The sequence below is a fragment of the Polaribacter aestuariivivens genome, from assembly GCF_005885675.1.
Taxonomy (GTDB): Bacteria; Bacteroidota; Bacteroidia; order Flavobacteriales; family Flavobacteriaceae; genus Polaribacter; species Polaribacter aestuariivivens.
In genome coordinates, this window is sequence record NZ_VANR01000001.1 from 96320 (window position 1) to 116190 (window position 19871).

Annotated in this window: 15 protein-coding genes; 14 read left to right on the forward strand and 1 reads right to left on the reverse strand. The window is 29.1% G+C overall.

What is annotated here, in order from left to right:
* Positions 1-42: 42 nt before the first annotated feature.
* The 5 genes from FDT66_RS00405 (at position 43) to FDT66_RS00425 (ending at position 9998) form a co-directional block, all read left to right on the forward strand.
* On the forward strand, positions 43-750 hold the full coding sequence (locus FDT66_RS00405) for an LOG family protein (RefSeq protein ID WP_138534173.1): 708 nt from the start codon (positions 43-45) through the stop codon (positions 748-750).
* Positions 751-829: 79 nt separating this feature from the next.
* Positions 830-2029: a T9SS type A sorting domain-containing protein gene (locus tag FDT66_RS00410; RefSeq protein WP_171032283.1), complete on the forward strand. Its 1200-nt coding sequence runs from the start codon at positions 830-832 to the stop codon at positions 2027-2029.
* Positions 2030-4840 carry a gluzincin family metallopeptidase gene (locus tag FDT66_RS00415; protein WP_138534175.1) on the forward strand — a complete coding sequence of 937 codons (2811 nt, stop codon included), beginning with the start codon at positions 2030-2032 and terminating at the stop codon, positions 4838-4840.
* Between the two features lie 154 nt (positions 4841-4994).
* Positions 4995-7448 (forward strand): alpha-ketoacid dehydrogenase subunit alpha/beta, encoded by a 2454-nt coding sequence (locus FDT66_RS00420; RefSeq protein ID WP_138534176.1) that lies wholly within the window; start codon positions 4995-4997, stop codon positions 7446-7448.
* Positions 7449-7580: 132 nt separating this feature from the next.
* Positions 7581-9998, forward strand: a complete 2418-nt coding sequence (locus FDT66_RS00425; protein WP_138534177.1) for a zinc-dependent metalloprotease — start codon at positions 7581-7583, stop codon at positions 9996-9998.
* A gap of 51 nt (positions 9999-10049) precedes the next feature.
* Here FDT66_RS00425 and FDT66_RS00430 read toward each other — a convergent pair whose 3' ends face one another.
* A complete protein-coding gene (locus tag FDT66_RS00430; protein WP_317130829.1) occupies positions 10050-11324 on the reverse strand; it encodes a DUF2851 family protein in 1275 nt (424 codons plus the stop codon).
* 105 nt (positions 11325-11429) lie between these two features.
* Between FDT66_RS00430 and FDT66_RS00435 the strand changes: the two genes are divergently transcribed.
* The 9 genes from FDT66_RS00435 (at position 11430) to FDT66_RS00475 (ending at position 19790) form a co-directional block, all read left to right on the forward strand.
* Positions 11430-12062, forward strand: coding sequence for an NAD(P)H-dependent oxidoreductase (locus tag FDT66_RS00435; RefSeq protein ID WP_138534178.1), 633 nt, complete (start codon positions 11430-11432; stop codon positions 12060-12062).
* Positions 12063-12135: 73 nt separating this feature from the next.
* The gene (locus FDT66_RS00440; protein ID WP_138534179.1) at positions 12136-13590 is read left to right on the forward strand and encodes an aminoacyl-histidine dipeptidase; all 1455 of its coding nucleotides are present in this window, start codon (positions 12136-12138) and stop codon (positions 13588-13590) included.
* A gap of 193 nt (positions 13591-13783) precedes the next feature.
* Complete coding sequence (locus FDT66_RS00445; protein WP_138534180.1) at positions 13784-14548, forward strand: ParA family protein; 765 nt, start codon at positions 13784-13786, stop codon at positions 14546-14548.
* Entirely contained in the window at positions 14549-15433 is an 885-nt protein-coding gene (locus tag FDT66_RS00450; RefSeq protein ID WP_138534181.1) for a ParB/RepB/Spo0J family partition protein, read from the forward strand. It abuts the gene before it with no gap.
* Positions 15434-16024, forward strand: coding sequence for a DUF5683 domain-containing protein (locus FDT66_RS00455; RefSeq protein ID WP_138534182.1), 591 nt, complete (start codon positions 15434-15436; stop codon positions 16022-16024).
* Position 16025: 1 nt separating this feature from the next.
* Positions 16026-16727, forward strand: coding sequence for a 4-hydroxy-tetrahydrodipicolinate reductase (dapB, locus tag FDT66_RS00460; RefSeq protein WP_138534183.1), 702 nt, complete (start codon positions 16026-16028; stop codon positions 16725-16727).
* Between the two features lie 76 nt (positions 16728-16803).
* Positions 16804-18501, forward strand: coding sequence for a signal peptidase I (lepB, locus tag FDT66_RS00465; RefSeq protein WP_138534184.1), 1698 nt, complete (start codon positions 16804-16806; stop codon positions 18499-18501).
* A gap of 44 nt (positions 18502-18545) precedes the next feature.
* Positions 18546-19142, forward strand: a complete 597-nt coding sequence (locus FDT66_RS00470; RefSeq protein WP_138534185.1) for a WbqC family protein — start codon at positions 18546-18548, stop codon at positions 19140-19142.
* A 72-nt stretch (positions 19143-19214) separates the two neighbouring features.
* Entirely contained in the window at positions 19215-19790 is a 576-nt protein-coding gene (locus FDT66_RS00475; RefSeq protein ID WP_138534186.1) for a Crp/Fnr family transcriptional regulator, read from the forward strand.
* Positions 19791-19871 lie beyond the last annotated feature (81 nt).

Below are 19871 nucleotides of genomic sequence, written 5' to 3' on the forward strand. Positions count from 1 at the left end.
CTGATTTTTTTTCAGAAAACAAGAAAACCTAAACAATATACAATGACGAACGACGATAGAAAAATACGTGAAAAGCTAGATCAAAAAACTTGGAATGAAATAAAAACAAACGATTCTTGGGCCATCTTTAAAATTATGGCAGAGTTTGTTGAAGGTTATGAAACCCTAAGTAAAATTGGACCTTGTGTATCTATTTTTGGTTCGGCAAGAACCAAGCCAGATCATCCTTATTATATTTTGGCAGAAGAAATTGCTTTTAAATTAACCCAAAACGGTTATGGTGTAATTACTGGTGGTGGTCCAGGAATTATGGAAGCTGGTAATAAAGGAGCAAACAGAGGAAAAGGAACTTCTGTTGGTTTAAATATTGAATTGCCTTTTGAACAACATGACAATCCTTGGATTGATCCAGGTAAAAGTTTAGATTTCGATTACTTTTTTGTTCGTAAAGTAATGTTTGTAAAATATTCGCAAGGTTTTATTGTAATGCCTGGTGGTTTTGGAACTATGGATGAACTTTTTGAGGCAATAACTTTAATTCAAACAAAAAAAATTGGGCGTTTTCCTATCGTTTTAGTTGGGTCTAAATTTTGGGGTGGATTGTTAGATTGGGTAAAAGATGTTTTAATAACAGAAAAAAATATTGGATTAGAAGATTTAAAATTATTTAGAGTAGTAGATACTGCAGATGAAGCAATTGACCACCTAAATAAATTCTATGCTAAATATCAGTTAAAACCAAATTTCTAAGATGTTTTTAAAAAGAGTTGCTATTCTTTTTATTTATTTTTCCTCAAGCTTTTTGTTGGGTCAAACCAATATAAAAACTATGTTTTATAATGTGTTAAATTATAATTCTAATTTTGAAAGTGAAAATAGAACTGCCTATTTGAAAACAATTTTAGATAATGTTCAACCAGATTTGTTCATGGTTTGCGAACTAAAAAATGAATCTGCAAGTAATTATTTATTTAATAATGCTGTTAAAGCACACAATGCTAATTTTGTACCTGCACAATTTCAATTTGGAACTTCTTCCGATAGAAGTTTGTTACAAATGGTGTATTTTAATAGTGAAAAATTAGAGTTGGAATACCAAAGTGTAATACCAACAGTTGTTAGAGATATAAACCATTATACATTTAAAATCAAAACAGCATCTATCACCACAAATCCAATTAGAATTGAGGTTTTTGTTACACACCTAAAAGCATCTAGAGGAATTGAAAACAGGCAAAAAAGGTTGTCGTCAGTAAATTCTTTAGTTAGAGAATTAGATCGTTTGCCTGCAAACAGTACAGTTTTGTTTGCTGGCGATTTTAATTTTTACACAAGTAATGAGGAAGGTTTTCGGCAAATTATAAACCCAAACAATCCTATTAAATTAGTAGATCCTATAAATGCTTTGTGCCCAGAATTTCCTGAAGATGGAAAAGATTATTATGATAATGATTTTGATGCCACCTATTTTTGGAATAATAGTAATTTTAAAAACGTTCACTCACAGTCTACAAGAACCAATAGTTTAAGTGATGGTTCTGGAGGAGGAATGGATGATCGTTTCGATTTTATTATGATGTCTGAAAACTTAAAAACAAATGAAAATTTATTTTACAAAAACAACTCTTATAAAACTGTTGGCAACAATGGTAATTGCTATAACTCTTTTGTAAGTAACGCTAATTGCACAGGTGAATTCTCACAAGAATTACGAAATGCTTTATATTTTTTTAGCGACCATTTACCTATTGTTATGGAACTAGAAACTCCAGAAAACACCCTTTCTATTGATAATATTAAACCAATTACATTTGCGAATTCTAATTTGGTTACTAATTTTTTATCTTTAAAATTAAATAATACATTATTTTCCCAAAAAGTTATAATTTTCAATCAGTTAGGTCAAATTGTTTACGAAAAACACATTAGTAACCAGCAACAATTAAAAATTAATACTAGTGCATTTTCAAAAGGAATATATTACTTAAAAAGTGATAATAACAAACCTCTAAAATTCGTAAAAATTTAGTTGAAAAAAAGTTACTACATATCTTTTTTACTTTTTATAGTAACTACAATTACATTTTCTCAACAAAATGAAATTCAAATAAATGCAACTTTAAACTCAGAGAAAAACACACTTCAAATTCAGCAAGAAATCTTGTATTTCAATAATTCTAATACAGAATTAAACAGTATTTTTTTACATAATTGGGCAAACAGTTTTAAAGATAGAGAAACACCACTTTCCAAACGTTTTATTGAAGATTTTAGAAAAGATTTATACTTTGCAAATGAAAAAGATATAGGATATTCTAAAATTAAAAACATATCCATCAATTTTAATAATAGTATTTATAAAGAACTTGAAAACAGACCAGATATTCTTGAAGTTTATTTAGAAAATCCTTTAAAGCCAAAAGAAAATGTTCGTATTAAAATTACATATATTGTAAAAATACCAAACGCAAAATTTACTGGTTATGGTAAAAACAATAATGGCTATCATTTAAGATATTGGTATATCACTCCAGCTATTTATAAAAGTGATTGGCAAATAATGAGTAATCTTAATTTAGACGATTTATTTGAAGATGTAACCACTTTCGATATTAAAATAACAACTCCAAGCAACCTAACCTTAGTAAGTAGTTTAAAACAAGATTTAGTAAAAAAACAACCTTCTTTTGAATATCATTTGTATGGAAAAAACAAAAAAGATGTAATTTTAAATATTGAAAAAAAATCGAATTTTAAAAATTTTAATACAGATTCTCACAACATAGTTACAGACGTTTTAGAAGATGATATTAATGATGATTTAACTAAAGATATTTTAAATAGAGAAATTAAATTTTTGAAGAATTTTCTTGGTGATTTTCCATTAGATAAAGTTATTATTGATAAAACTACGCAAGGTAAAAACCCTGTTTATGGGTTAACTCAATTACCAGATTTTTTAAGTCCTTATTCAGATATTTTTAAATATGATTTAAAAATGTTCAAAGCCATTTCAAAAAGATACTTGGAGCAAACATTATTAATAAATCAAAGAACGGACTATTGGCTAATTGATGGTTTACAAAACTACTTAATGTTAGAGTATGTGAATAGATTTTATCCAGAAATAAAACTTTTAGGTAAAGTATCTAATTCTTGGTTTTTAAAACGATTTAATATTTCCAAGTTAAATTTTAACGAAAAGTATCCACTAATTTATCAATTTACAGCAAGAAAATTTTTAGATCAATCTTTAACAACCTCTGCAGATTCTTTATCTAACTTCAACAGAAAAATTGTTAGTAAATACAAATCTGGTTTGGGTTTTACCTATTTAAACGGATTCTTAGGCGAAGGAATTTTAGATAAAAGTATTTACAATTTTTATCAGCAAAACAAACTAAACATCACCTCTACTAAAGATTTTCAAGAAACACTATCAACAAATACCGAAAAAGATATAAACTGGTTTTTTAAAGATTATTTACACACAAACAAAAAAATAGATTATACAATTGATGATGTAAAAGAAGAAAAAGACAGTTTAAAAGTAATTATAAAAAACAAAAGAAACATTACTGCTCCAGTTGCTTTTTATGGAATAAAAAACAAAGAAATAAAATTAAAAAAATGGCTTACAAATATCGATTCCACTAAAACAATTGCAGTTGCAAAAGACGAATTTGATCAACTAGTTTTAAACTACGAAAATATATATCCAGAATATAACACGCTTGATAATTGGTATAATACAGAAAAAAAGTTTTTTAATAAACCTTTTAAATTCACTCTAATAAAAGATGTTAAAGCACCAAATTACAATCAGTTATTTTACCAACCAAATGTAGGCTATAATTTTTATGACGGTTTAATTTTAGGTATGAAATTTCATAACAAACCACTTATAAAAAGAAATTTAGAATTTAGAATAGCTCCAGCTTATGCACTAAAAAGCCAAATGATAAATGGTTCTTTTTCAATTTTATACAATCAGTTTTTTGAAGAAACAAGCATTTACAAAATCTCATATGGTATTGCCGGAAACACATTGCAATATGCTCCAGATTTATCTTACAGTTCTTTAAACCCTTTTGTTGATATTCAGTTTAAAAGAAAATCATTAAGAGATGCAACTAGCGAATTTATTACAGCTAAGCTAGTTTCTATTGATAAAGAAGTAGCACCAACTGCTATAAAAACAGATCAAGACAGTTACAGCGTATTAAGCTTGAGTTACAACTACATCAATCCAGATATCATTAAAGAACTGCGCTACAATTTTAGCACAGAGTTTTCAAAAGACTTTTCAAAAGCTGCAGTAGATTTTAGATACAGAAAACTCACTTCATCAGACACACAATTAGATTTTAGAGTTTTTGCTGGTACTTTTATTCATAACAATTCAGAGGGCGATTATTTTAGTTTTGGTTTAGACAGGGCAAATGATTACCTATTTCAGCTAAATTATTATGGTCGTTCAGAAGATTCCGGTATTTTCAGTCAACAATTTATAATAACTGAAGGTGGCTTTAAATCTGTTTTACCAACAAGATTCGCAAATCAATACATGCTTTCACTAAACTCTAGCATTGGTTTATGGAGATGGATTGAGTTTTATAACGATGTTGCGTTTCTAAAAAACAGAAAAGAACCGCTATTTTTTGGTTATGAAAATGGTATTCGCTTTAATTTTATCCACAATATTTTTGAAATTTATTTTCCATTATACTCAAATAATGGTTGGGAAATTTCTCAAGAAGCATATCCACAAAAAATTAGATTTACCTTTACTGGAGATCTTGGTGCTATTTTTAACTTTTTTAGACGTGGATTCTTTTAAAAAATTAAATAAATGAAAACAAAGCTTTTCAAATTATCGTATTCGTAAATTATCTCTAAAAAAACTGTTTATTTTACGATATTCTCAATCAAATAAAATATTTTTAAATATCAACTAAAAAAACTATCTTTGCAAAAGACTAAATTTAAGAAAAATGCTACAGAAAACACTATCTAAAAGTAATACAGAATTATCTTTTGAAGATTTTAAAGCAGAAGTTTTAAACGATTATAAGATAGCTAAAATTAGTAGAGAGTGTAGTTTGCTAGGTCGTAGAGAAGTTTTAACAGGTAAAGCTAAGTTTGGTATTTTTGGTGACGGAAAAGAAGTACCTCAATTAGCAATGGCAAAAGCCTTTAAAAAAGGCGATTTTAGATCTGGATATTACAGAGATCAAACTTTTATGATGGCTATTGGCGAACTTACTGCACAGCAATTTTTTGCTGGTTTATACGCTCACACAAATATTGAGCTAGAACCAATGTCTGCAGGAAGGCAAATGGGAGGTCATTTTGCAACACATAGTTTAAATGAAGATGGTAGCTGGAAAAACCTAACACAACAATACAACTCTAGTTCAGATATTTCTCCAACAGCAGGTCAAATGCCACGTTTATTAGGTTTGGCACAAGCTTCAAAAATTTACAGAAACGAAAAAAGCGTTCAGAATAAAACTAATTTTTCTAACCAAGGAAATGAAGTTGCTTGGGGTACCATTGGAAACGCAAGTACAAGCGAAGGTTTATTCTTTGAAACCATAAATGCTGCAGGAGTTTTACAAGTTCCAATGGTAATGAACGTTTGGGATGATGAATACGGAATTTCAGTTCACGCAAAACATCAAACTACAAAAGAAAATATTTCAGAAATCTTAAAAGGTTTTCAAAGAGACGATAAAAATAATGGTTATGAAATTTTTGTTGTAAACGGTTGGGATTATGTACAACTAATAGACGTTTACAATAAAGCCTCAAAAATAGCTAGAGAAGAACATGTTCCTGTTTTAATTCATGTAAAAGAATTAACACAACCACAAGGTCACTCTACCTCAGGTTCTCACGAAAGATATAAAGATAAAGAAAGACTTCAGTGGGAAAAAGAACACGATTGTATTACCAAAATGAGAAAGTGGATCTTAGAATTTGAATTAGAAACAGAGTCTGATGATATTTTACGTTTTGTAGATTCTGAAGAAGATATTTTATTATTAGAAAAAGAAGCAAAAAAAATTGTTACTACAGCAAAAAGAAATGCTTGGAACGCTTTTAATAACGAAATTAAAGAAGAAGCAGTTGTTGCTGTAAAATTACTTGAAAGAGTTGCCAGTAAAAGTAAGAACAGTGTTTTTATTGACAAGCTTAAAACTGATTTAGAAAAATTAGTGGAACCAATTAGAAAAGACATTTTAATTGCCACTAGAAAGGCACTTCGTTATATCAGTGACGAAGATTTTTCGGAAAAAACAGAATTACAAAAATTTATAAAAGCCACTATTAAAGATGCCGCTCATAAATATTCTTCTTTTTTACATAGTGAAAATAATGAAAGCGCATTAAATGTTGTAGAAAACAAACCTTCATATTCTCAAAATAAAAACTTGGTAGATGCAAGAATTGTAATGAGAGATAACTTCGATGCTATTTTAAACAAACATCCAGAAGTTGTTATCTTTGGAGAAGATGCAGGTTATATTGGCGATGTAAATCAAGGATTAGAAGGGCTTCAAGAAAAATATGGTGACATCAGAATTTCCGATACCGGAATTAGAGAAGCAACCATTATAGGACAAGGAATTGGATTAGCAATGCGTGGTTTAAGACCTATTGCAGAAATCCAATACTTAGATTATTTATTATACGCTTTACAAATTATGAGTGACGATTTAGCAACACTTCACTACAGAAGTTTTGGTAAACAAAAAGCACCTTTAATTATAAGAACTCGTGGTCACAGATTAGAAGGTATTTGGCATGCTGGATCACCAATGGGAGGTATCATTAATAATGTTCGTGGAATGCATGTTTTAGTACCAAGAAATATGACAAAAGCTGCAGGTTTTTACAACACACTTTTACAAGCAGATGAACCAGCTTTAGTAATAGAATGTTTAAACGGTTACAGATTAAAAGAAGAGTTACCAACAAATTTAGGTGACTTCAAAACACCTATTGGACTAACAGAAACTATAAAAGAAGGTAAAGATATTACCATAGTATCTTACGGATCAACATTAAGAATAGTAGAAGAAACTGCAAAAGAATTATTACAAGTTGGTATAGATGCAGAAATTATTGATGCACAAAGTTTATTACCTTTTGATCTAAATCACGATTGTGTAAAAAGTTTGGCAAAAACAAATAAATTATTAATTGTTGATGAAGATGTTCCTGGAGGAGCTTCTGCTTATATTTTACAAGAAATTTTAGAAAAACAAAATGGTTACGAATATTTAGATAGCAAACCAGCAACATTAACATCAAAAGCACATAGACCTGCTTATGGTACAGATGGCGATTATTTTTCTAAACCTTCTGCTGAAGATATTTTTGAAAAAGTGTATGAAATTATGCACGAATCAAATCCTACAAAATTTAAGAGTTTATATTAAAAAAAACTCATTATAATGTCCAAAAAGCTCAAAATTATCAAATTTTGAGCTTTTTTTTTAACACAACTATAAGAGCAATTGCAAGCACTTTTTTATTAATTTGCTAATGTAAAATGTTCAACATACCAACTCATGAAAAAAACAATTATCTTATTCTTATCTTTTTTAATACTTTATGCTTGTTCTCCTCAAAACAGTAAATTATTAAAAAATCAAAAAAGCGAAAAAACTACCACTCCAAAAAAAAGTAAAACAAAACAATATACTGATTTTGTTAAAAAAGACACCAAGACAGATGATGGTCTTTTTAAAGTACATGAAACAAAAGATCAATTCATGTATGAAATTCCAAAATCATATTTTGGAAAAGAAATGTTGTTAGTAACAAGAATTAAAGAATTACCTGCAGATTTAGGAGGTGGCTATGTAAATGCAGGGTCTAAAATTAATACTCAAGTAGTTGTTTGGGAACAATTTAAAGACAAAATTCTTTTAAAAGTAAAATCATACAATGCAATTGCAAACGATTCTTTACCTATTTACAAATCAGTAAAAGCAAATAATTCAGAACCAGTTATTTATGCATTCGACATAAAAACTCAAAACCAAGATTCTACAGCAGTTTTAATAGATGTTACCAAGTTCTTTTCTACAGACGTAAAAGCAATTTCTGGTTTACCTTCGTATTATAGAAGCACCTATAAAGTTAGGCGTTTAGACCCTTCAAGAAGTTTCATCAACTCAATAAAAAGTTACCCAGAAAACATTGAGGTAATTCAAGATTTTTCTTTTGATTCAGATGCTCCTCCAAGCAATAGAAGTACCAATACAATTACAATGCGCATCAATCAATCTATGATATTATTACCTGAAGATCCAATGATGCCAAGAATTTATGACAAAAGAGTTGGTTACTTTTCAATGGGAAATGTAGATTATAGTTCAGAAGCTTTAAAAGCTGATGATAAAAGATATATTAGACGTTGGCGCTTAGAACCTAAAGATGTAGCTGCCTATAATCGTGGAGAATTGGTAGAACCAATAAAACCAATAATTTACTACTTAGACCCTGCAACACCAAAAAAATTAAGAAAATACATCAAACAAGGTGTAGATGATTGGGCAAAAGTTTTTGAAACTGCTGGTTTTAAAAATGCAATAATGGCAAAAATGCCACCTACTAAAGAGGAAGATCCAGAGTTTAGTATGGAAGATGTTCGTTATTCTTCAATTAGATATGTAGCAAGCACAACTAGAAATGCAGTTGGACCAAGCGTTTCTGACCCACGTTCTGGAGAAATCTTAGAAAGTGATATTATATGGTATCACAACCATTTACGTTCTTACAGAAACAGATATTTATTAGAAACTGGTGCAGCAAATCCATCTGCAAGAACTTTAGATACTCCAGATGAAGAAATTGGAGACATGATGCGAATGGTAATTGCACACGAAATTGGTCACGCTTTAGGCTTACCACATAATATGGCTGCTAGTTATGCATACCCAACAGACTCTTTACGATCTGGAAGTTTCACTCAAAAATATGGTATTGCTGCTACAATTATGGATTATGCAAGATATAATTACGTAGCACAACCTGGAGATAAAAATATCAGATTTATCAGACAACTAGGGCCTTATGACCACTATGCAATCAATTGGGGATATCGTAGAATTCCTAACGCAAATACTCCAGAAGCAGAAGTTAAAACTTTAGACAAATGGATTTCAGACAAAGCAAACGATCCAATTTATAGATTTGGTGCGCAACGTTTTGATCCGTCTGCACAAACTGAAGGAATTGGAAATGACCAAGTAAAATCAAGTACTTACGGAGTTAAAAACTTAAAAATAGTTGCCAAAAACTTACCAGATTGGACGTCTAATCAAACAAATAATTATGATGATTTAGACGAACTTTATGGTGAATTACTAAGTGTTTGGGGAAGATATGCTGGTCACGTTGCAGGTAATATTGGTGGAGTTTATGAGTACAATAAAAAACCTTCACAAACTGGTGATATTTATGTTCCTGTAGCTAAAGATGTACAAAAAGAATCTATGAATTGGCTTCAGAAAAATGTTTTTGAAACACAAAGCTGGTTATTAGATAAAAACATATTAAATAAAGTTGATGAAACTGGTTATACAAGTAAATTAAGCCGTTACCAAAACCGAATTTTAAGCAGTATTTTAAATTACAGAACTTTAGACAGAATGATTGAAGCAGATGTAATTGAAAAAAATAATTACACTGCATTAAGTATGATTGAAGATCTTAGAAAAGGAATATTTTCTGAAATATATTCAACTAAAAATGTTGACTTGCAAAAAAGAAATCTTCAAAAATATTTTGTTGAAAGAATGAATGCTTTAATGAATGATAAAGACGCAAAAAGTACAGATATTTCTTCTATTGTAAGAGGAGAATTAACAACACTAAAAAATCAATTAAATTCAGCTAGCAGAAGAAATGTAAATAAAATTACAAAATATCATTATAATGATGTTTTAGAAATGGTAAATAATATTTTAAATCCAAAATAATTTTTATAAAATATAGTTTCTAAGACCTCAAATTTTCTTTTGAGGTCTTTTTTATTTATTTAAAATTTGAATTCCAATAGCACATGAAAGGCATTTTTTTGGTGTACAATAACTATTTTTAAGTTCTAACAAAGCTTGTGTATCAAAAGCATTTTTTGAAGAAATACCAAGATTTTCAAATTTAGATATGATGTTATTTTTTTCTGGCTTTATCATATTTAAAACATCAATAAAAAAGTTTTCATTTACTTCTCCCCTACTTTTTTGATAAAGAAATTTTAGAGGAATTATAGTATTTATAATCAATAAATCTATAAATGAATTTGTCAATTTTTTAGGTGATGATTTTGATATTTTTTCAAACGTATAATGCGTTTTCCAAAAAGAATCTACTTCAACAGAAAACAACTCGTAAAAATCTTTTAATTTATTAATTTCCAAAACTTTTGAAAACAAATTTTGATGTTTATGGAACAAGGCAACTAATTGAGCAATTCTAATTGTCGGAAAATTATTAGGTCGCATTCTAAAAAATGAAAACTCATTTTTTGAAATATTTTTTAGCTGATATTTGTGCTTTAAATACTCATACTCATTTTTTAATTGTTGATGATATTCATCTTCAATTTTATCTTCTAAAAAACCAGCTTGTCCAAAAAGTAACGATGCTAATTGATGAGTGTCAAAACCAAGTTTTTTTACGATTAAAAAATCTACAGATTGCGCCAACCTTAAAAAAGCATCTCCATTTATTTTCAATCCAAAATTTTTTGCTAGTAATTGAAATAATACCGCTTCAAAATTATAATTTTCATTTTTTAATAATATTTCTATGGTTGCAGACTTTCGTTCTAGCCTCTCAAAAAATAGGCGTTCTTTCCAATTAGATAATATAAAATCATTAGCTGTGGTAATATTTTTTTCACAAGGAATCCAGTTTAAAGGGCTTAATAAGAGATTTCTATAATTCTGTAAAACGTTTTCATTTACAAAATATTTTAAAATTAAGGTTGGTAAAGGTGTGTTGTTTTTCATAAAAACTGCTACATCATCTTCCCAAACAACATGTAAAATAACAGCGTCATAATTTTTATCCTTTTCATGATTGTGTAAATACCAATCTGAAGATTTTAAATGAATTTCCACATTTCCAACCCAATTATGATTTCCTATTTTTAATTGAGCATTCAAAAAATCTGGTCCTGCATTTTTGTTATGCAAACCAGACTTTAAAATAGAAATATGTTCATTATTTGACGTTTTTAAATCGAATTTAGAAAAACATTTATATTTCCATACATAATGTAAAAAATCTTCTTTCATCATTTTTGCTTCAAGGTAAAAAATAAAATTATAATAATATCAATTTTTACAATAGAAACCTTTTAAAGGTCTTTTTCAAAAGCCCTATTTTTGCAAAAAAGAAGACAAATGAATATTATAGAAAGCCTAAAATGGCGATATGCTGTAAAAAAGTTTAATACGGATAAACATGTTTCAGAAAAGCAATTACAAACCTTAAAAGAAGCTTTTAATTTAACGGCAACCTCTTATGGCTTACAGCCTTTAAAATTAATAATTGTTTCTAATAAAAGCATTCAAAAAGAACTAGTTGCACATTCCTGGAATCAGCCACAGGTACTAGAAGCATCACATTTATTAGTTATTTGTGTTCCAAAAGAATACACGATAAATGAAGTTGAAAAGTATTTTGAATTGGTAAAACAAATTCGAAATACACCAGATACCATTTTGGAACCGTTTAAGAAGTTTTTAAAGGCAGATATTAGTTCTAAATCACAAGAAGAATTGTTTCTTTGGAACAAAAATCAGGCTTACTTAGCTTTAGGAAATCTACTAACAGTATGTGCATCTGAAAAAATTGACTCTTGTCCAATGGAAGGGTTTATTCCAGAAAAATATGACGAAGTTTTAGAGTTAAACAAACTAAATTTAACAGCAACTTTAGTTTTACCAATTGGTTTTAGAGCAGAAGATGATTATATGAAAGATTTAGCAAAAGTTAGAAAACCTTTAACTGAAACTATCGTTGAAATCTCTTAATTTAGTATCCTCAAAATAAACAGTTGATTAAAAAAATCAAAATAAGTAAATACTTAATTTTAAAAAATATACAATGAGTAAAGAAGTAAGAAATTTAGCTCCAAAAGAAGTATGGAATATGTTTGCAGATTTAAATGCAGTTCCTCGTCCTTCAAAAAAAGAAGAACGTATAATTCAATTTATGGTAAATTTTGGTAAGCAATTAAATTTAGAAACTTCAGTAGATAAAGTTGGAAACGTAATCATTAAAAAACCAGCTACAAATGGTTTTGAGAATAGAAAAACGATTGTTTTACAAAGTCACTTAGACATGGTACATCAAAAAAATAACGATACTGTTTTTGATTTCGAAAAAGAAGGTATTAAAATGCGAGTTGAAGGTGATTGGGTAAAAGCTAACGGAACTACTTTAGGTGCAGATAATGGTTTAGGAGTAGCTGCTATTATGGCTGTTTTAGCTTCAAATACAATTCAACACCCAAACTTAGAAGCACTTTTTACAATTGATGAAGAAACAGGAATGACTGGTGCAAAAGGTTTAGAAGGCGGAATTTTAAATGGAGATATTTTACTAAATTTAGATACAGAAGAAGATGATGAAATTGGAATGGGTTGTGCAGGTGGAGTAGATATAACAGCTACAAAAAGTTACTCTGAAGAAACAATACCCCAAAATTTTATTGCATACAAATTAGAAGTTAAAGGTCTTAATGGAGGACATTCAGGAATGGACATTATCAAAGGTTTAGGTAATGCAAATAAATTAATGAACCGATTACATTACTCTGTTATTAATGCAATTCAAATTTGTGAGATTGATGGTGGAAGTTTAAGAAATGCTATTCCAAGAGAAAGTACTTCAATAATTGTTACTGATAAAAACAACGATAAATTTGTTGAATCTTCGCTATTACTTGAAATAGATAAAATCAAAAAAGAATTTAAAACGTTAGAACCTAATTTAGAAATAAACTTTTCTTCTACAGAAGTACCAGAAACTTCACTTAGTAAAGAAACAAGTAAAAGTTTAATAAAATCTATATATGCTGCTGTAAATGGTGTATATAGGATGAGTCCAGATATTGATGGTTTAGTAGAAACTTCCAACAATATTGCCAGAGTAATTGTTAAAAATGGTGCTATAAAAGTAGGTTGTTTAACAAGATCATCTTCAGAAAGCAACAAGTTTGATTTGGCAAACTCGTTGAAGTCTGCTTTTGAATTGGCAGGTTTTGAAGTAACTTTTTCTGGTGAATATCCAGGTTGGCAACCCAATATAAATTCCGAAATTTTAGAAATTGTTGCTAATTTATACGAAAACTTACACGGAGAAAAAGCGAATGTTGCTGCTTGTCATGCAGGTTTAGAATGTGGTATTTTAGGACAAAATTACCCAGAAATGGATATGGTTTCATTCGGCCCTACAATTAGAGGTGCACACTCTCCAGACGAACGTGCAAGCATTTCTTCAACTCAAAAATTTTGGAAATTTTTAATAGAAATATTGAAAAATACTCCCAAAAAATAAACAAATTATAAAAGTTTAAAACCGAGATTTAATGCTCGGTTTTTTTTATTACTTTTTGTTCAAAAAGGATTAAAAAAAATACACAACTAACTCAACAACAGTGTTTTAAATTTTTATACATTTGTTAACATCTTTCACTTCCTAAAAACATAAAAAAACGTAATTTTACTGTTTATAAATTCATCTATTTTTAATGGGTAAAATAATTGCAATAGCAAATCAAAAAGGTGGTGTAGGAAAAACGACCACAAGTGTAAATCTAGCAGCTTCTTTAGGTGTTTTAGAGAAAAAAGTATTGTTAATAGATGCTGATCCACAAGCAAATGCATCTTCTGGTTTAGGTATTGATGTAGAAACTGTGGAGAATGGAACTTATCAAGTTTTAGAGCATACAGTAGCTGCAAAAGATGTAATTTTAAAAACAACTTCACCAAACGTAGATATTATTCCTGCGCATATAGATTTAGTTGCTATTGAAATTGAATTGGTAGACAAGCAAGAAAGAGAATACATGTTAAAAAAATCGTTATACAATTTAAAAAACGATTACGATTATATTTTAATAGATTGTGCACCATCTTTAGGTTTAATTACGTTAAATTCTTTAGTAGCTGCAGATTCAGTAATAATTCCTATTCAGTGTGAATATTTTGCATTAGAAGGTTTAGGAAAACTATTAAACACCATTAAAAGTGTACAAAATATTCACAATCCAAGTTTAGATATTGAGGGGTTATTACTTACAATGTTCGATTCTCGTTTACGATTGTCAAACCAAGTGGTAGATGAAGTTAGAAAACACTTTAGTTCTATGGTTTTTGATACAATTATTAGAAGAAACACACGTTTAGGAGAAGCCCCAAGTTATGGAGAAAGCATAATTGCATACGATGCAACCAGTAAAGGTGCTATAAATTACTTAAATTTGGCGCAAGAACTTCTAAAAAAGAATTCATAAATGGCAAAAGCAACAAAAAAACAAGCTTTAGGTAGAGGGTTGTCTGCACTTTTAAAAGAATCGCCCAATATAAATTCTGTTACCGATAAAAATGCAGAAAAATTAGTAGGTAATATTGTAGAGCTTGAGTTGGATTTAATTGATGTAAATCCGTATCAACCAAGAACATATTTTGATGAAGAAGCACTTAGAGAACTGGCTAGTTCTATTAAAGAGTTGGGTGTTATTCAACCAATTACCGTTAGAAAATTAGAAGGCAATAAATTTCAATTAGTTTCTGGTGAACGTCGTTTTAGAGCCTCAAAATTAATAGGAAATAAAACTGCACCTGCATATATTAGAATTGCGAACGACCAAGAAATGCTAGAAATGGCTTTGGTTGAAAATATTCAAAGAAAAAATTTAGACCCAATTGAAGTAGCACTTTCTTACCAACGTTTAATTGACGAAATTCAATTAACTCAAGAAGAATTAAGTACTAGAGTTGGTAAAAAACGATCTACAGTAACAAATTATTTACGATTGCTAAAATTAGATCCAATTTTACAAACAGGAATGAGAGATGGTTTTATTTCTATGGGACATGGTCGTGCAATGATTAATGTAGAAAATACAGAAGATCAATTGGCCATTTATGAGAAAATTTTACGCGAAAAACTTTCTGTAAGGCAAACTGAAGATTTGGTAAAAAGCCTAAAATCTGGCACAATTGCTAAACCTAAGAAAAAAGCAGTACCTAGTTTTGTAAAAAACAGTGTTAAAGAAATAAGTGAATACTTTGGTCATAAAGTAAACATTAATGTTAGCAGTAATGGTAAAGGAAAAATTTCTATCCCTTTTCATTCTGAAGAAGATTTTAATCGAATTAAAAATTTACTAAAATAAGTGTTTTTTAAAAAAAACATATGTGTTTTAATACTTTCAATTCTTTCTTTTCATTTGTATTCTCAAAAAGACTCTACAAAAGTAAAAAATGAAAAAGTTGAAAAAAATTTGTTTGTACAAGAAGGTTTATACAAACCTTTAGCACCTGCAAAAGCAGCTTTTTATTCAGCAATTTTTCCTGGATTAGGTCAAATTTATAATAAAAAATACTGGAAAGCACCAATTGTATGGGCTGCTTTGGCAATACCAACATATTACTACCAAACAAATAATAGTGAATACAAAAGATTTAGAACCGCTTTTAGATTAAGAGAGGCTGGTTTTCAAGACGAATTTACTTTAGATGATGGCTCTACAACAGTTTCAGATACTACTTTAGAAAGAGCTCAAAAACAACTTAGAGAAAACAGAGATTTATCTTTATTATCTGGTGTTATATTGTATGTTTTACAAATTGTTGAAGCCAGTGTAAATGCACATTTATTACAATTTAATACAGATGATAATCTCTCTTTAAAGCCAACTTTTATTATGGATCCAATGCTTTTTGATGCTCCAAAGGTTGGTTTAACTTTTAAATATACTTTTTAAAATGAAAATTGCATTATTAGGTTATGGTAGAATGGGTAAAGAAATTGAACAAATTGCAATTTCTAGAGGTCATGAAATTGTTATAAAAAAAGATGTAAACGACGTTATAGATATTAATTTAGCAGATGTTGCTATTGATTTTAGTGTACCTTCATCTGCTTTTAATAATATAGCTAACTGTATAAAAAATAACGTTCCAGTAATATCTGGAACCACAGGTTGGTTAGATAAATATAAAGATGCGGTTGCTTTGTGTGAAGAAAAAAAAGGAGCTTTTATTTACGCCTCAAATTTTAGTTTGGGTGTAAATATTTTTTTTGAGTTAAACAAACAGCTTGCAAAAATGATGAGTAATTTAGAAGATTATAACATTTCTATGGAAGAAATTCATCATACAAAAAAATTAGACGCTCCAAGTGGAACAGCTATTACTCTCGCTGAAGGAATTATTGATAATTCTTCTAAAACTATGTGGGAATTAGACAAAAAAACGGTTGAACATAGCATTCCAATTACTGCAAAAAGAATACCAGAAGTACCAGGAACACATACAGTTTGGTATAATTCTGAAGTAGATACTATAGAAATTAAACATACAGCACATAACAGAAAAGGTTTTGCTTTAGGAGCAGTAGTTGCTGCAGAATGGATTTTAGGTAAAACAGGTGTTTTCTCTATGAAAGATGTGTTAAACATCCGTTAAATAGCGTAACACTTGATTAATAATTCGTCTTATAAAAACTAAAAACTTTTCTTAGAACAAAACAAAATATATTATTATGACATATACACAATGGTTTATATTTTTTATTGCAATTCAAATAATTCATTTTTTAGGAACTTGGAAACTATATGTAAAAGCTGGTAGAAAAGCATGGGAAGCAGCTGTTCCTATTTACAACGGAATTGTTTTAATGAGTATCATTAACCGTCCAAAATGGTGGATAATCTTACTATTTATTCCAATTGTAAACTTATTAATGTTTCCAGTTATATGGATTGAAACCATTAGAACTTTTGGATTTTATAAAAAATTAGATTCATTTTTAGTAATTGTAACGCTTGGATTGTACATTGTTTATATCAACTATAATACTGATGCAGTTTACAATGCAGATAGAAGCCTAAAACCACGTTCTGAACTCGGTGAATGGGTAAGTTCCATAACCTTTGCCATTATTGCAGCAACTTTGGTGCATACGTATTTTATGCAACCCTTTACCATACCAACTTCTTCTTTAGAAAAATCATTATTAGTGGGTGATTATCTATTTGTTAGCAAGTTTCATTATGGTGCAAGAGTTCCATCAACAGTTATTGCAGCGCCAATGGTACACGATTCTTTACCATTTACAGGAACTGCTTCGTATTTAAAAAAACCTCAATTACCATATACAAGGTTACCTGGACTTCAAAAAATTAAAAACAATGATATTGTTTGTTTTAATTGGCCTACAGATTCTTTGGCTACAATGTGGGGAGATAATTCAGGAAAATACACTTATAAACCTGTTGATAAAAGAACAAATTATGTAAAACGTTGTGTTGGTATCGCTGGTGATTCTTTAGAGCTGAAAGATGGTTATGTATATATAAATGGAAAGAAAAACGAGCTTCCTTACAGAGCAAAAATTCAGTTTTACTATACTTACGAAGCAAAAAATCAAATCGATAGAAATACATTTCCTAAATTTTTAATTGATAAAGAAAGAACTGGAGTTTATAAAATTTCTAATGAATACTGGAACGATTCAAGAGTTCAAGAAGCCTTTAAACAAGCAGCAAATTTAACAAAAATTGGTTCAGATTCGTTATACACAGAAGTTGCAGGTCAAGTTTCACAAGATTTAGCAAGCCGCTTAAAAATGCAAAATGTTGCAAATAAAATAAACATAAATCTTACAAACGAAGAAGTTGAACGTTTAAAGAAAAGCCCAAATACAATATCTGTAACAAAAATAAATCATAGTGCGGACAATGCAATTTTTCCTCATGTTGAAAAATTAGGTTGGAGTCAAGATAATTTCGGACCAATTTATATTCCAAAAAAAGGTGCAACTGTAAAAATTAATGCAGAAACATTTCCTTTTTATGAGCAAATTATTAAAAATTACGAAAACAATGATTTGGCAATTGTTGGAAACGATATTTTTATCAATGGAGAAAAAGCAGATTCTTATACCTTTAAGCAAGATTATTATTGGTTAATGGGTGATAACAGACACAACTCTTTAGATGCGCGTTATTGGGGCTATGTACCTTTTGATCATGTTTTAGGAAAACCAGTTATGATTTGGTTTAGTTGGGATGCAGATGCACCTACTTTTGGTGAAAAAATAAAATCAATTCGTTGGGACAGAATGTTTACCACTGTTGGTGGAGATGGAGAGCCTGTTTCTTACAGATATATTGTTTTTGGTTTAATTGCTTTGTATATTGGATATAGTGTTTACAAAGGAAGAAAAAAGAAAGCTTAGTTTTATACATAAAATTTATACTTTTTTTTCAAACACCTCTTTTAATGGCTTTGTTTATACCTACCTATTTTTCGCCAATTTCACAATATTCAGAAATTGTAAAAACACCTGAAATTGTTTTTGAAATGGAAGATAATTTTCAGAAACAAAGTTATAGAAACCGTTGTTATATTTTTAACACAAATGGTAAGCAGCTATTAAATATACCAGTAAAACACCCAAATACTGCAGGCAGAAAAAAAACAAAAGACACTTTGGTTGATAATGATGCGCTTTGGCAAGATCAACATTTTAAATCGTTACAAACAGCTTACAGAAACTCTCCTTTTTTTGAATTTTTTGAAGATGATTTAGCGGTTATCTTTACCAAAAAATACAAATTTCTTCATGATGTAAATTTAGATAGTTTTTTATTTATAGCAGATGCGCTTCAAATAAATGAAGAATTTAAACAGACAGAAGAATACAATACAACTTCTGACGTTGAAGATTTTAGATACTTATCGGAAGTGAAAAATCAACCAAAAAAGGCTTTTCCGAATTATATACAAATGTTTGATGATAAGCACGGTTTTTTACCAAATTTATCAATTTTAGATCTTCTTTTTATGGAAGGCCCAAATACCATCTCTTATTTGTAAAAATTTTAGTAATTTGCAGTATCCTTACTTGTTGAAAAAAATCCCCCCAAATATACAAGTAGGTAGTAGTTTATGGAAACTTTACTTAACCTTCTAGATAGTTTTGGTGAAATACCAAATACATCTAAACAAAAATTAGCATCTCTTGTAAACTCAAAAAAGTTTAAAAAAAAAGAGATTATAGCCAAAGCTGGCGAAATTCCTGAAAATGTATACATTTTAAAATCTGGTCTAGTAAGGTCGTATTTTACAGATGACAAAGGAAAAGAATACATAAGAAACTTTATAACAAAACACAGAGCTGCTGGTGCTTTAGGATCATTAATTTTAAACAAACCTTCAAGATTTTCGTACGATTGTTTGTCTGATTGTGAAGTATATTTTTTAAATTTTAAAGCTTTTAAAAAATTAGCAAAAGAAGATAAATCTATAGCCTATTTATATGCGAGTGTTTTAGAACAAATATTTTTACGATTAGAAGCTAAAGTTTATGATTTATCTCTTTTAAACGGAACAGAAAGGTATTTAAAGTTAAAAAAAGAAATACCAGATATCGAGAACTTAACACCACTATATCATATTGCTTCGTATTTAAACATTACAGCTGTTCAGTTGAGTAGAATTCGTAAAGAAATATATTCTAAATAATTACATTACTAAACATAAGTTTAGCTTAATTATTGATATTATGAGTAAATTTGTGTTAGTATTATTTCCCCCAAATTTATT